The following is a 13,905-nucleotide window of genomic DNA, read 5'->3' on the forward strand; positions in this document are numbered from 1 at the left end:
AATGGATGCGAACCGCCTTAACCCCTTGCGGTCAGCGGCGGTTCAGCGCGCCTCCTATTTTCTTTTTCGCGTCGTCGTCCAGCATGGGAGGCCATGATGCGTTTGGTGACGGGAATGGCGATTAGCGGCCTGCTGCTCGCGGGTGCCGCAATCGCTCAGGAGCGGCAGCGGTTGCCCCGCGAGTGCCGGCAGGACATCATGAAGCTGTGCCGCGGTGCGGTCGGCGGCTTTAGCCAGTGCCTGCGGAACGTTTTGCCCAAGATGAGCGACGAATGCCGCAAGGCCGCGAGCGACCGTGCCATGGCACGTGAGGAGCGACCGGACGGCATGATCGAGGTTGCTTACGGCGCGGACGCCCGGCAGCGGATGGACCTATTGGTGCCGCAAGACAGCGGCTCCGCGCCCGTCCTTTTCTTCGTCCACGGCGGGGGGTGGTCGATCGGCGACAAAGTTGCGGGCGGCGCGACAAAGGGCCCTTGGGCCAGTCGGCAGGGCTGGGCTTATGCCAGCGCCAATTATCGCCTCGTCCCGCAAGTGACGGTGGAGCAGCAGGCGGCCGACCTCGCCAACGCGGTCGCTTGGCTCCGCGCTAATGCCGCGAGCCACCATCTCGACCCTGACCGCGTCGTCCTCATGGGACATAGTGCGGGTGCTCACCTCGTCGCGCTGTTGGGGACGGACACGCGCTACCTGAAGGCGGCCGGCGTCCCCTTGGGGGTGGTGAAGGGCGTCGTCCTGCTCGACGGGGCGGGCTACGACGTTCCGACGCAGGCGAGCGCGGAAAGGAACATCGTTCAGCCGATGTACGAGGCCGCCTTCAGCACGAACCCAGAGCGGCAGGCAGCGTTATCGCCGACCCGTCACGCAGCGGCGCCCAACGCCGCCAATTGGCTGATCCTACCGGTCAAACTGCGCGCGGACAGCCAGGCTCAGTCGAAGGCGCTGGCCGGCGCCTTGGTTAAGGCGGGATCGTCGGCCGCGGTTGCAGTGGTTCCCGGCGAAAGTCACCGCAGCCTCAACACGGGGCTGGGCGAGCAGGGCGATTGCGCGACGAAGGAGGTCGAGCGGTTCCTTGCGTCGGTGCGATAGGGTCGGCACTACCTCGCCGAAGTCCTCCGGATGAAATCGGCGACATTGTCGTGCAGGGCTTTCAATGACGGCAGGTGCGCGTAGACCATGTGGCCCGACTCGTAGAAATGATACTCGATGTTACCGCGCAGTTCAGGCGGAATGGGCATGTGGCGCATCTCGAAGACCCCGGCGAAATAGGGCGTCGAAATGTCGAAATAGCCGCCATTGGCCATGACCTTTAGATTAGGGCTCTGCTTCATTGCCAGCGCCAGGTCGGGAAGGACGTTAGGTAAGGCAATCAGCGGCTTTCCAGCGCCCGGCGGCTGGTGCCGGTAATCCCAGCTTTCGTAAATCGGGATCCCTGACTTGAACTCAATGCTCGGTTGGTAGCCCAGCGAACGGCGGACATAGTCGTTGTAGGCGCTGACGTAGGCGGAGCTGATCGCGCTGCTTTGCGGATCATAGGTGGCGACCTCGCTGAGCGGGTCAAGCGTCGCGCCGATGAAGCGGGTGTCGAGCGTTCCGACTGTCTGCGCACTGTCGGAGAGCAGTTCCTTCTGGAATGCGCCATACTGGATTCGCAGGTTAGTCTTCAGCAAGTAGGGGACGGGAATGGCGGTGTAGGCCGATAGGCGCGCCGCGATCCGCTGCCGCTCTTCATCGGGCAGGTCATTGCCCTTCATCAGCGCCTGCAGATAGTCGGTCGTCGCGAATGTCTCGACCTCCGACAGGAAGTTGCGCAGCCCGCCGGCGGGGCGGGGGATGCGTTGATGGTACCAGGCCGTCGCAGCATAGGTCGGCAAGGTCATGACATAGGGCAAGTCGTTGCCAGGGTTCACCTGCGGATCGTCCGGCAGCAGATCCCAGTTTAGGATGTCGGCGAGCAGCATGACCCCGTTGAGATCGACGTCACGGTTCTGGAGCGCGAGGGCGAGGCCCGCGCCGCGCATCGTCCCGTAGCTTTCGCCGAAGATGTATTTAGGCGAATTCCAGCGCTGATACTTCGACAGGAATTGCGTAATGAATTGGGCGAATGCGTCGATGTCCTGGTCGACGCCAAAGAAGGCCTTTTCCTTGTCCTCCCCCGCGATCCGGCTGAATCCCGTGCCGGGCGCGTCAATGAAGACTAGGTCCGATGCGTCCAGCAGGCTCTGGTCATTGGCGACCATGCCATAGGGCGCGGCGGGTGTGTGCCGACCGTCCACCGTCTCGACCCGAACCGGCCCGAACGCGCCCATGTGCAGCCAGACCGTCGACGATCCCGGTCCACCATTGAACAAGAAGGTGATGGGCCGGTTGGCGGCTGGAACGCCGTCGCGGAAGTAGGCGGTGTAAAACATCGACGCTTCCGGCTTGGGCGCGGCGGCATCCTTCTTGTCGGGCTTTGCCGCGGCTTCTGCAGCGTCCGTGTCCTGCCATTCCTTGCCATGGACGACCAGCGTGCCCGCCACAGTCTGATAGGTAATGCGCTTGCCGCCAACCGTGACGGTACCGCGCGAACGCTGTTCGCTCGTAGTAAAGAAGGCCGAGGAAGTTGTAGTCGACTTCCCGGCGGAGGCAGGAGCCGGAGCAGACAGGACGGGAGCCGACGCGAGCAGCGTCGCAAGACAGAGCGCGAATTTCATCGGCGATTGATTGCAACTGCAGCGGACCTTCGCAAGCCCGCCGAGTGACCCGTCAATCGCCTAAAAGTCGAAGCGCGCCGTCAGCCGGATGTCGCGCCCGGCGAGGGGGGCGTAGTCCTTGAGCAGACTCGAATGACGCCGTGCAACGACATCGAAGATATTGTTCGCCGCCAGCCCAAGCGTCAGTTCCGGTCGTTGCGTCAACGGATGCCATTCGACGGACGCGTTGAGCAGCGTGTAGCCCGGCGTCTCTGTTTCCAGCGCCGCGTTGCGCGGTTGTCCGAAGGCATGCTCGACCTCGATCCGTCCATCGACCGGACCGCGCTTTCCGGTGACTGCGCCGAGCAAGCGCAGCGGCGGGATCTGCGGAGCGGGACCGAAGCCCTTGATCGTCGCGCGAACGGCATCGGCCTGCGCCTCGATGCCCCAGTCTATTCCGCCGACCTCGCCGACATGGGCGTCCACCTCCGCTTCGAAGCCGGAGTAGCGCGCCTTGCCTTGGCGGACCTGGTAGACCGGAAGGTCGTCTTCGATCTCGCCCGTCGGTGCCTGGAAGATGAAATTGGAGAAGCGGCTAGTGAAGGCGGTCAGCCCGAAGCGGACGGGCCCGCGCGTGTGCCGAAGGCTAAGCTCAGCACCGAGGCTGCGCTCCGGATCGAGATTGGGATTGCCGATTTCGAATGCTTGGGTTCCGGCGTGAGGGCCGTTGGCGAAAAGTTCATCGATTGCAGGTGCTCGGGCGGAGCGCGATAGGTTGAGCCCTGCTCGCCAGCCCGGCGAAAATTCGTACAGCCCGCCGAGTGACAACGACAGCGTGTTGAAGCGTCTGCTGAGGTCCGGCGTGCCGAGCACTGCGTCCGCGTCCGCCGACAAGCGCGAGGTTTCGAAGCGCGCCCCACCCTCGAACCGCCATGGTCCGCGAACCAGACTCTGCAGCGTGAAGATGCCGAACTGCTTCTGGTTGGCATCGGGCAGATATTTTTCTTCGCCATCGATGGCGACCTTCTTCGCGACATATTGCAGTCCGGTCGTCCCGTCCCAACCGCCGCGCTGTTTCTGGATCGCTTCGGCGCGGAATTCGCCGCCGCGTGCGTAAAAGCTGGTTCCGATCTCGCCCGTGTCCTCGATCTCGTCGTGGTGATAGCGCGAATAGCCGCCGCGCAGGTGGATCGCGTCGAGGAAACCGCCGACCGGCACTTCGGCGCGTCCGTCGTATCGGGTCTGCTCGCTGTCAATGGTCGGCGCTTCCGCCTCTACGCCCGGAATGAGCGAAAAGCGGATCGGGACCTGGTAGACCGACGTGTGCCGGGCCACCGAGAAACCGACGTTCAGCGGCCCGTCGACATAGGCAGCGCCGCCGGCGAATTCGGTCGAGCGAGCGGCGCTGTTAGGCAATTCGCCCTTCAGGTCGGCGAGCGCCTCAATCTCCGGATCGCCGCTGGCCAGCGCCTGCTCGCGAAGTGGTTTCGAGAGCAGGTGGCCGCCCGTTTCGAGGTTGTCGCTCTTAGACCAGCTGCCGTCGCCATGAACGACGAACCTGCCGCCGACCGGGACGTCGACGGCAAGGCTCGCCGACCGCTCGTTGGCGGCAGTGGCATAGCCAAGCATGCCGGCGGCGTGCAGCGGCGCGTCGGGTTCGCGTCGTGGAATTCGGGAGTCGATGACGTTGACGACGCCGCCGATCGCGGCGGAGCCGAACAGCAGCGCCGAAGGACCGCGCAGGATGTCGACACGGTCGGCGGTCAGCGGGTTGATCGCCACCGCGTGGTCGGCACTCGAAGAAGACAGGTCGAGGCTGCCGATACCGTCCGTCAGGATGCGGATGCGGTCGCCGCCAAGTCCGCGAAGGATCGGACGTGATGCGGCCGGTCCGAAGCTGGTCGCGCTGACGCCGGGTTGCTTCGCCAGCGTCTCGCCGATGCTCGGCCGGAGGTTCGCGGCGAGGTCTGCCCCATCGAGGATCGAAACCCCGCCCAGAACATCCTCCACCTTACGGCGCGTCCCGGTGACGACGATTTCCTCATTGTGATTGTGATGGTCGTCCGGCGCCGCCTCGGCTGCGGCCGCTGCCGGGGTGGTAGCTTCCTGGGCGGTCGCCGGCGTGGCGATCAGGGCGAACGATAGTGCGATAATCGATGTGCTGCTGCGGGTCATGGAGCTTCCAAACAAATCTATTTTGGTGTCCCTAGAGCAAGATGTTACAACATCGCAAATGAAGGCTATGGCGTTCGTCGCTCGAACTTGGCGGTTGGTCGAATGCGGCGCGGAGCGCTTTCACGGCTGCAGCATCCCGCCGTTCAGCTTGCCGTCAGCCGACTTCCGCGCCAGTTAGCTATTATGGGCGCCGGTCACTCGCACGATCATCCGCATCCCGCAGACTTCGGCCGCGCCTTCGCGATCGGAATCGCGCTCAACCTTGGCTTCGTCGCTGTGGAGGCATTCTACGGCTTCGTTGCGGACTCGATGGCGCTACTCGCCGATGCCGGTCACAATTTGTCGGATGTGCTGGGCCTTGTACTCGCCTGGGCGGGCGCGGCGCTGGTTAAGCGGCGACCGAATGAGCGCTTCTCATACGGGCTGAAGAAAAGCTCGATCCTCGCCGCACTGCTCAACGCACTGCTGCTGCTGGTGGCGATCGGCGCAATTATTGCCGAAGCGATCCGCCGCTTGGGCGACCCCCAACCCGCGAACGGCGAGACAGTCATGGCGGTGGCTACCGTCGGCATCGTGGTCAACGGCGTCACGGCGTGGTTGTTCGCCCGGGGACGGAAGCACGACATAAATATCCGCGGCGCGTACCTCCACATGGTCGCGGACGCAGCCGTATCGGTTGGCGTCGTGGTCGCGGGCTTCCTTATCCTGCAGACGGGCGCGGCGTGGATCGACCCGGTCACCAGTCTGGTCGTCGCCGCCGTCATTCTGTGGGGAACATGGGGACTGCTGACCGAAAGCCTCACTATGACACTGGCTGGGGTGCCGAAGGGAATTGATTCCTCTCACGTCGGCCGCGCGCTGGAAAAGCTGCCGGGTGTGACTGCGGTTCACCATCTCCACATCTGGTCGCTTAGCACGACCGAATCTGCCCTAACCGTGCACATGGTGGTCGAGCCCGGCGTCGACCGCGACGTTATTATCCGCCAGGCCAATGCTTATGTGCACCAGTTGTTCGGAATCGCCCACTCGACGATTCAGGTCGAAAGCGACACGGGCCGCTGCGTATCCCACGACCATGAGGGCCATGGCTTCTACGCGCATGATGACGGGGTCGCGCACGGCCACTAGGGTCGCGCCATGTACATGACTCACCTCGAATGTTCGCTGACCGGCGAGCGATACGAAGCCGACCGCCCCCACAACCTGTCTCGAGCCGGAAAGCCGCTTTTCGCCCGCTACGACCTTGAAAAAGTGGCAGCGCGGCTGAACCGCGCCGAACTGGCGGGGCGCCCTGCCGGCATGTGGAAGTGGCGGGAGCTTTTGCCCCTGCCATACGGCTCGGAGCCGGTCAGCCTGGGTGAACCGGAGACGCCACTGGTCACGCTGGACGGGGTCGGCGCACGGCACGGCGTGCGGGCGCCCGTCGTCAAAGACGAAGGCCGGCTCCCGACCGGATCGTTCAAGGCGCGGGGGCTCGCCATGGCCATTAGCATGGCGAAGCATTACGGCATCGACCGCATTGCGCTGCCCACCAATGGTAACGCCGGCGCGGCGCTGGCTGCCTATGGCGCACGGGCGGGTATGCGAACGCTGGTCATTTGTCCCGAGGAAACGCCAGAGCTGAACATCCGCGAGACTGCCGCATACGGAGCAGAGGTGATCGTCGCCGACGGGCAGATCGACGAGTGCGGTCGCATCGTCGGCGAGGGCGCGGCTCAGGGCCGCTGGTTCGATTGTTCGACGCTGAAAGAGCCGTACCGGCTTGAAGGCAAGAAGGTCATGGGTCTCGAACTGGCTGAACAGCTGGGATGGGAACTACCCGACATCATATTCTACCCGACCGGCGGCGGCACGGGCTTGATCGGCATGTGGAAGGGCTTTGACGAGCTTGAACGGATCGGACTCATCGGTTCGAAGCGGCCACGAATGATCGCGGTCCAGGCGGCCGGTTGCGCCCCGATGGTCAGGGCCTGGGAGAAGGGTGACGAATATGCCGACCGCTGGGAAGGGGCGGCGACTATGGCCACCGGCATCCGCGTGCCCAAGGCCGTGGGCGATTTCCTCATCCTTCGTGCGGTGCGAGAAAGCGGGGGCGCGGCAATCGCGGTCGAAGAGGAAGCAATCATGGAGGCGGTGAACGACGCCGCGAAAAAGGACGGTTTGCTGCTGTGTCCGGAGGGTGGGGCTGTGCTCGCCGCCTGGCGAGCGGCGCTCCACCACAAGCTGATCGATGGGTCAGAGCGGGTCGTTCTGTTTAACTGCGCCAACGGAAACAAATATCCGCTCATCGACCGGTCGAGGCGGATGGGGCTGGCGGATATCGACGCGGCAACGCTTTAGCTAGAAACGAGTAAGCCCCGGCAACCGAAGTTGCCGGGGCTCCATGATTCGCTTCCGAAGAATTGAACCACGTAAGCAAAACGGCCGGGACGCATTGCGGTTCCAAGCAACGCAGAATTTTTTTGTCCAGCCGACGATTGAGGTGGGAAGCTCATTCTGCTTGATGACCGCGTGGCTCCTGTCTGGACCTTTGCGATCGACCGCGGCGGAACGTTCACCGATATAGTGGCGACCTGTTCGAACGGGCGGCAGCGGGTCGAAAAGTTGCTGTCGGAAAACCCCAGTCATTACGCCGATGCGGCAATCGAGGGTATTCGACGCATCCTGAAAAGCGAAGGCGGGACGCTTGGTCCTGTGCGAATGGGCACGACCGTTGCTACCAATGCACTGCTGGAACGGAAGGGCGAGCGGCTGGCGCTGGCGATAACGCGCGGCTTTGGGGATGCGCTGCGCATTGGCTACCAGGCCCGGCCGGAGATTTTCGCGCGGCACATCGTGTTGCCGTCGATGTTGTACCAGACCGTTGTCGAAATTGACGAGCGGATCGGGGCAGACGGCGCGGTGGTCCGGTCGCTGGACGAAGCGGCTGCCACCGACGCTTTCGCCGCCTTGAGGGCCGAAGGTCTTGACGCGCTGGCCATCGTTCTGATGCACGGCTGGCGTTACACAGACCATGAGCAGCGCCTCGCCCGGATCGCTCGCGACCTTGGCTTCGCGCAGGTTTCGGTCAGCCATGAGGTCGCGCCGCTGATAAAGCTGGTCGGGCGCGGGGACACGACCGTAGTCGACGCTTACCTGTCGCCGATCCTTCGCCGATATGTCGAACGCGTGTCGGCCGGGCTTGGCGCGGCGGCGACGCTTCAGTTTATGCAATCAAACGGTGGCCTGACCGAAGCGCAGGCGTTTCGCGGAAAGGATGCTGTCCTGTCCGGTCCGGCCGGCGGCGTCGTTGGGATGGTCACGGCCTCGGTGCCGCACGGCAATGAGCGGCTGATCGGCTTCGACATGGGGGGAACGTCGACCGACGTGTCGCATTATGCTGGCCGGTTCGAGCTGGGCGACGAGAATGTTATTGCCGGCGTACGAATCCGCGCGCCGATGATGCAGGTCCATACGATTGCCGCGGGCGGCGGCTCAATCTGCACCTTTGACGGCATGCGCTTCCGCGTCGGTCCAGAGTCCGCGGGTGCCCGACCCGGCCCGGCCTGCTACCGCGCGGGCGGTCCGCTTACCATCACAGACTGCAACCTGTTTCTTGGCCGGATCAGTGCCGAACATTTCCCGCCGGTGTTTGGGCCGAACGGAGACTTGCCGGTCGATCTCCATGCGGCGCGCGCCCGGCTGCAGGAGATTGCCGATGCGCTCAGCGGGACGAAAAGCCTGGAGGAGATCGCCGAAGGGTTCCTCGCCATCGCGGTCGACAATATGGCTGCCGCGATCCGCAAGATTTCGGTCGCTCGGGGCCATGACGTGACCCGTTACACTCTGGCCTGCTTTGGCGGGGCGGGCGGCCAGCACGCCTGCCGGGTGGCCGACGCGTTGGGGATGGAGCGCATCTTGGTCCATCCGCTCGCCGGCGTGCTGTCAGCCTACGGCATCGGCCTTGCCGAAGTGAAGGCGGTCCGGGAAGTGAGCTGGCTCAAACCGCTGAGCGAGGACTTTGTGAGCGGCGTCGCTGGCCTGGAGCGCGACGCGAAGGCCGCGCTGGAGGCGCAGGGTTTTTCGCCGCAGCAAATCCGGTTCGAACGGCGGGCGCGCCTCCGGGCCCCGGGTAGTGACACGACACTGACGGTCGAGCTTGGCGACGCCCCGTCGATGCGCGACGCGTTCGAGATGCTTCATTGCAAGCGCTTCGGCTATGTCGACGAGGTCGAGCCGATCCTCGATACGCTGACCGTCGAAGCCATCGCCGAGCAGGTGCAGGTAGCTTCCTCATCAATGTCGGCTACGGACAACTGCGAAACCATCGATGGACCGGCGCTCCTGTTCGACCCGTCGTCGACCACGGTCGTCGAGCCCGGCTGGCGGGCGGCGCGGGCCGCGGACGGGACGCTGGTCCTGACTCGTCACGTGCCGCTCGAGCGGGAGAAAGCGGTCGGCACGGAGGTAGATCCAGTGCGGCTGGAGATCTTCAATAACCTGTTCATGGCGATCGCTGAGGAAATGGGCGTTGCACTGCAATCGACCGCCACCTCGGTGAACATCAAGGAACGGTTAGATTTCTCCTGCGCCATTTTCGACGCGGAAGGCGCGCTAATCGCCAATGCGCCGCATATTCCCGTACACCTTGGATCGATGGGCGAAAGCATTCGTACGATCATCGACAGCCGGGGTGCTGGACGCGACGGGCGCGGCATCCGTCGCGGCGATGCCTATGTGCTGAACGATCCATATCGGGGTGGGACTCACCTCCCGGATATCACCGTCATCGTCCCTGTTTTCTACGACAATGAAAGAGAACCGTCGGCGTTCGTCGCCGCTCGCGGTCATCACGCCGACATCGGCGGGATCGCGCCGGGCTCCATGCCGCCCGACAGTCGAACCATCGACCAGGAAGGCGTGCTCATCGACAACCGGCTCCTAGTTGACGAAGGCCGTTTCCAGAAGGCGGAGATTCTGGCGCTGCTTGCGTCAGGATCGTGGCCGGCCCGCAATCCAGACCGCAATATCGCTGACCTCCGCGCGCAGCTTGCGGCCTGTGTGCGGGGAGCGGAAGCGCTGGCCGGCACCGCGCGCGATTATGGGCCTGCGGTCGTCTCGGCGTACATGTCCCACGTTCTCGCCAATGCCGAGGAATCGGTCCGTCGGCTTCTCGACCGCCTCGACGATGGCGGATTCGACTATGCGATGGACAATGGTGCCCATGTCCGCGTCGCCATTGCCGTCGACAAGGGGGCGCGCTCGGCGACCTTCGATTTCACCGGCACCAGCGCGCAGCTCGCCAATAATTTCAACGCGCCCCGTTCGATCGTTCGCGCCGCGGCGCTCTACGTGGTGCGGACGCTCATCGATGATGTCATTCCAATGAACGATGGCTGCCTTCGCCCGATCGAGCTGGTCGTCCCGGAGGGCTCAATGCTGAACCCGCGTGCTCCCGCGGCGGTCGTCGCCGGCAATGTCGAGACCAGTCAGGTCGTGACCGATGCGCTCTTCGCCGCGACCGGGCGGCTGGCGCCCAGCCAGGGGACGATGAATAACTTCACCTTTGGCAACGACCGCCACCAATATTACGAGACGATCGCCGGCGGATCGGGTGCAGGGCCCGACCACGACGGGACCGACGCGGTCCAAACGCACATGACCAACAGCCGCCTGACCGATCCGGAAATCCTTGAAACGCGGCTTCCCGTCCGGCTCGACCAATTCTCGATCCGGCACGGGTCGGGCGGCAGGGGGGCGCATCATGGAGGCGACGGGGTCGTGCGCGCAATCCGCTTCCTCGAGCCCATGCGGGCGAACATTCTAGCTAATCGCCGGGTGATTGCCCCGCGGGGGCTCAACGGCGGCGAAGACGCCATGCCCGGGAAGAACTGGGTGGAGCGCGTGAACGGAGCGATCGAACCATTGTCTGCCACGGCCTCTGCCGAAATGCAGGCTGGCGACCGTTTCGTGATTGAAACGCCGGGCGGCGGTGCTTTCGGCAGGGAGGGTGCATGATCAATTACTGGCCGCTAATCGGGATATTGCTGGTCGTCGCGGGCTTCGCGCTGCGGATGAACCCGATGCTGGTCGTTACCGGGTCAGCCATCGCCACCGGCCTGATCGCGGCGATGGACCTGCACGAGGTGATCTCTACCTTCGGCAAGGCTTTCAACGACAACCGCATCATCGCCATCGTCTGGATCGTCCTGCCGGTCATCGGCCTGCTCGAGCGGTTCGGGCTGCAACAGCGCGCCGCGGCGGTCATCCGCAAGATGCGCAACGCGACAACGGGCCGCCTGCTGATCCTCTACCTTCTCTATCGCCAGATCACCGCCGCCATCGGGCTGCACTCGACCGCAGGCCATCCGCAGACCGTTCGTCCGCTGGTCGCGCCGATGGCGCTCGCCGCTGCGGAGAAGCAGCACGGCGGGCTGACCGAGGACGAGGCGGAGAAGGTAAAAGCCTATTCCGCCGCAACCGACAATGTCGGCCTCTTTTTTGGCGAGGATATTTTCTTCGCAATCGGCTCGATCGTGCTGATCCAGCAGACGCTGGCGACCTACGGATACAGCCTGGCGCCGCTCGAGCTTGCGCTTTGGGCCATTCCCAGCGCGATCGCCGCCTTCCTGATCCACGGCGCTCGCCTCGCCCTGCTGGATCGCCGGCTGGGGAGAAGCGGGCAATGATCACGCTCCACTGGCTCTACAATCTCGCAGGCCTGATGTTCGCCGCCTTCGCGATCCTCAGCGCGCTGGACCGATCAAATGCCAAGCGGCTCGGCAACGCCGCTTTCTGGGGCCTGATGGCGCTCAGCCTGCTAGGGGGCGATACGATCGGCGATTTCGGCAATGGCCTGCTGGTGCTCGGCCTGGCCGGGCTGGCCGGATTTGGCTTCATCGGCCGGAGCAGCCCGCCGACTACAGGAGAGGAGGAGCGGCAGCACTGGTCGGACCAGCTGGGCAACAAGCTGTTCCTGCCTGCGCTCATCATTCCCGCAACCGCGCTGCTCGGAACCTTGCTCTACAATTACACCCCGCTAGGCGAAGCCGGCTGGATCGAGGCGAAGCGCGAAACCTACGTATTCCTAGCGCTCGGCGTCATCTTGGCTTTCGGCGCCATTTTCGCGTGGCTGCGCCCGCCCGCCATTGCCCCGCTGCAAGAAGGGCGGCGCCTGATCGATGCGATTGGCTGGGCGGCGGTTTTGCCACAGATGCTCGCCTCGCTCGGTGTGCTGTTCGCAGCGGCGGGGATCGGCGACGCCATCGGCTCGCTAACGCGCATGGTTATCCCGGAGGGCAGCATTTTCCTCACCGTCCTCGTCTTCGGGCTCGGAATGGCGATCTTCACTATGGTGATGGGCAACGCTTTCGCGGCCTTCCCCGTCATGGCGGCGGCGATCGGTGTTCCGCTGCTCATCCAGCATTACGGCGGAGATCCGGCGGTGATCGGCGCGGTCGGCATGCTCGCCGGCTTCTGCGGCACGCTAATGACGCCCATGGCTGCCAACTTCAATCTCGTGCCCGCCGCCTTGCTGGAGCTGAAGGACCAGTATGGCGTCATCCGCGCCCAGGTTCCGACCGCGCTTCCGCTGCTGGCGGTCAATATCCTCCTTGTCTATTTTCTGGCGTTCAGATGAAGCTGACCCCTGACATCGCCGCCCAGTTCGCTGGCGCCGCGCTAGGCCATGTGACGCGCGAATATCCCTACAAGCTGGACCACGTCCTGCTGGGCGATCATGACGCCGTGCCGCCGCGCATGCTTCATCCCATCTTCTTCGGCAGCTTTGACTGGCACAGCTGCGTCCATGGCTGGTGGACCCTGCTCACCCTCTGCCGCCGCCATCCCGATATGGCTGAGGCCGAGGCGATCACTGCCCTCGCTGACAGCAGCTTCACGACGGAGAAGGTCGCTGCCGAAATTGCGTATCTTGACCGGCCGATGTCGGCGGGATTCGAGCGCCCCTATGGATGGGGCTGGCTTCTCTACCTTCACCAAGAGGCATCGCGACACGGCGACAAGCCCTGGGGCGCGAGCCTAGAACCGCTGGCCCGGACCTTCGCGGAGCGGTTCAAGTCCTACCTCGCCAAGCTGACCTATCCGATTACCGTCGGCACGCATTTCAACACCGCCTTCGCACTCACACTCGCGCACGAATGGGCGATGCATCGCGACAGCGAGTTGCTCACGACAATCGAGCGCTGGGCCGAAGAGGCCTTCTCGGGGCGCAGTGACTATCGCGGGTGGGAGCCCGGTGGCGACGAGTTCCTTTCTCCCGCACTGACTGCCGCCCATTTGATGAGCCGGGTACGCGAACGGGCCGACTTTACGCCGTGGCTCGAAGCGTTCCTGATCGACGGCGGACAGATTGATCATATGTTCGATCCTGCCTTCGTGTCGGACCGCAGCGACGGGAAAATCGCCCACCTCGACGGCCTCAACCTCAGCCGCGCCTGGGCGTTTCGAGCGCTCGCCCACAAGATCGCGCCGCACCCGCGCCTGCCGATCTTTGAGGCGCTGGCCGATGCGCACCTCGATGCGGCGCTGCCGCACGTCACCGGCGACTATATGGGTGAACATTGGCTGGCGAGCTTCGCTTTGCTTGCCCTGTTGGAAGGCTAGGCGACCAGCCCGTGGCAGCGCGCGAAGCGGATGCCGAGGTGCAGGCTCTCCGCGATGCGCGCCGCTTTCTCCTGCAGCGCCGCCGCCGCCGGCGGCTCGAACAATTCGCTGCTGGTTTCGCCCCATATTTCCAGCCAGCGCGCGAACGAATGGCCGTTGATTCGATCCGCATGCTGCAGATGTGCGGGCAGCGGGCGACCTTTGTAGCGTCCGCTGGTTAGCATGACCGACGACCAGAAGGCGTGCAGGCGCTCCAGATGGTCCGGCCAGTCATGGACTACGTCATTGAACAGAGGGCCTATTAACTCGTCCTGCCGGACGCGCGCATAAAATGCGTCGACCAGCTGGTGCAGCGAATCCTCGGTAATGGCGGCGAGCATGGCTTGGTCCCTAGCGGCGGGCGGGCCGTTTCGCGCTAGGTAATGTCGCCTAGTAGCAGCCGGCGCGCTCCCTA

At 64.3% G+C, this 13,905-nt stretch carries 10 protein-coding genes; 7 read left to right on the plus strand and 3 right to left on the minus strand.

The annotated features are described in order from the left end of the window. Positions 1-93: 93 nt before the first annotated feature. Entirely contained in the window at positions 94-1,089 is a 996-nt protein-coding gene (locus D3M59_RS07820; RefSeq protein ID WP_119533095.1) for an alpha/beta hydrolase, read from the plus strand. An 8-nt stretch (positions 1,090-1,097) separates the two neighbouring features. Here D3M59_RS07820 and D3M59_RS07825 read toward each other — a convergent pair whose 3' ends face one another. Continuing rightward, positions 1,098-2,696, minus strand: coding sequence for a S10 family peptidase (locus D3M59_RS07825; protein WP_119533096.1), 1,599 nt, complete (start codon positions 2,694-2,696; stop codon positions 1,098-1,100). Positions 2,697-2,756: 60 nt separating this feature from the next. Next, positions 2,757-4,850, minus strand: coding sequence for a TonB-dependent receptor (locus D3M59_RS07830; protein WP_199662457.1), 2,094 nt, complete (start codon positions 4,848-4,850; stop codon positions 2,757-2,759). Between the two features lie 183 nt (positions 4,851-5,033). Here D3M59_RS07830 and D3M59_RS07835 point away from each other — a divergent pair, with 183 nt between their 5' ends. From D3M59_RS07835 to D3M59_RS07860, 6 genes are all read left to right on the plus strand, one after another. Next, positions 5,034-5,978 carry a cation diffusion facilitator family transporter gene (locus D3M59_RS07835; protein WP_119533098.1) on the plus strand — a complete coding sequence of 315 codons (945 nt, stop codon included), beginning with the start codon at positions 5,034-5,036 and terminating at the stop codon, positions 5,976-5,978. A 9-nt stretch (positions 5,979-5,987) separates the two neighbouring features. Continuing rightward, on the plus strand, positions 5,988-7,190 hold the full coding sequence (locus tag D3M59_RS07840) for a threonine synthase (RefSeq protein ID WP_119533099.1): 1,203 nt from the start codon (positions 5,988-5,990) through the stop codon (positions 7,188-7,190). A gap of 171 nt (positions 7,191-7,361) precedes the next feature. After that, the gene (locus D3M59_RS07845; RefSeq protein WP_119533100.1) at positions 7,362-10,847 is read left to right on the plus strand and encodes a hydantoinase B/oxoprolinase family protein; all 3,486 of its coding nucleotides are present in this window, start codon (positions 7,362-7,364) and stop codon (positions 10,845-10,847) included. Beyond that, entirely contained in the window at positions 10,844-11,518 is a 675-nt protein-coding gene (locus tag D3M59_RS07850) for a DUF969 domain-containing protein (protein ID WP_119533101.1), read from the plus strand. Before D3M59_RS07845 ends, D3M59_RS07850 begins: the two co-directional genes overlap by 4 nt. After that, positions 11,515-12,468, plus strand: a complete 954-nt coding sequence (locus D3M59_RS07855) for a DUF979 domain-containing protein (protein WP_119533102.1) — start codon at positions 11,515-11,517, stop codon at positions 12,466-12,468. Before D3M59_RS07850 ends, D3M59_RS07855 begins: the two co-directional genes overlap by 4 nt. Next, complete coding sequence (locus D3M59_RS07860) at positions 12,465-13,451, plus strand: DUF2891 domain-containing protein (protein ID WP_119533103.1); 987 nt, start codon at positions 12,465-12,467, stop codon at positions 13,449-13,451. The genes D3M59_RS07855 and D3M59_RS07860 overlap by 4 nt, the downstream gene beginning before the upstream one ends. On the opposite strand, the gene D3M59_RS07865 is transcribed toward D3M59_RS07860, so the two are convergent. Further along, positions 13,448-13,831, minus strand: coding sequence for a group III truncated hemoglobin (locus D3M59_RS07865; RefSeq protein ID WP_119533104.1), 384 nt, complete (start codon positions 13,829-13,831; stop codon positions 13,448-13,450). The two genes, D3M59_RS07860 and D3M59_RS07865, sit on opposite strands and share 4 nt — an antisense overlap. Positions 13,832-13,905 lie beyond the last annotated feature (74 nt).

This window comes from Sphingomonas edaphi (assembly GCF_003583725.1).
GTDB lineage: Bacteria > Pseudomonadota > Alphaproteobacteria > Sphingomonadales > Sphingomonadaceae > Sphingomicrobium > Sphingomicrobium edaphi.

Excerpts from the sequence above, each read along its gene's own strand:
- D3M59_RS07820 (WP_119533095.1), top strand. The coding sequence starts at position 94 with ATGATGCGTTTGGTGACGGGAATGGCGATTAGCGGCCTGCTGCTCGCG.
- D3M59_RS07825 (WP_119533096.1), bottom strand. The coding sequence starts at position 2,696 with ATGAAATTCGCGCTCTGTCTTGCGACGCTGCTCGCGTCGGCTCCCGTC.
- D3M59_RS07830 (WP_199662457.1), bottom strand. The coding sequence starts at position 4,850 with ATGACCCGCAGCAGCACATCGATTATCGCACTATCGTTCGCCCTGATC.
- D3M59_RS07835 (WP_119533098.1), top strand. The coding sequence starts at position 5,034 with ATGGGCGCCGGTCACTCGCACGATCATCCGCATCCCGCAGACTTCGGC.
- D3M59_RS07840 (WP_119533099.1), top strand. The coding sequence starts at position 5,988 with ATGTACATGACTCACCTCGAATGTTCGCTGACCGGCGAGCGATACGAA.
- D3M59_RS07850 (WP_119533101.1), top strand. The coding sequence starts at position 10,844 with ATGATCAATTACTGGCCGCTAATCGGGATATTGCTGGTCGTCGCGGGC.
- D3M59_RS07855 (WP_119533102.1), top strand. The coding sequence starts at position 11,515 with ATGATCACGCTCCACTGGCTCTACAATCTCGCAGGCCTGATGTTCGCC.
- D3M59_RS07860 (WP_119533103.1), top strand. The coding sequence starts at position 12,465 with ATGAAGCTGACCCCTGACATCGCCGCCCAGTTCGCTGGCGCCGCGCTA.
- D3M59_RS07865 (WP_119533104.1), bottom strand. The coding sequence starts at position 13,831 with ATGCTCGCCGCCATTACCGAGGATTCGCTGCACCAGCTGGTCGACGCA.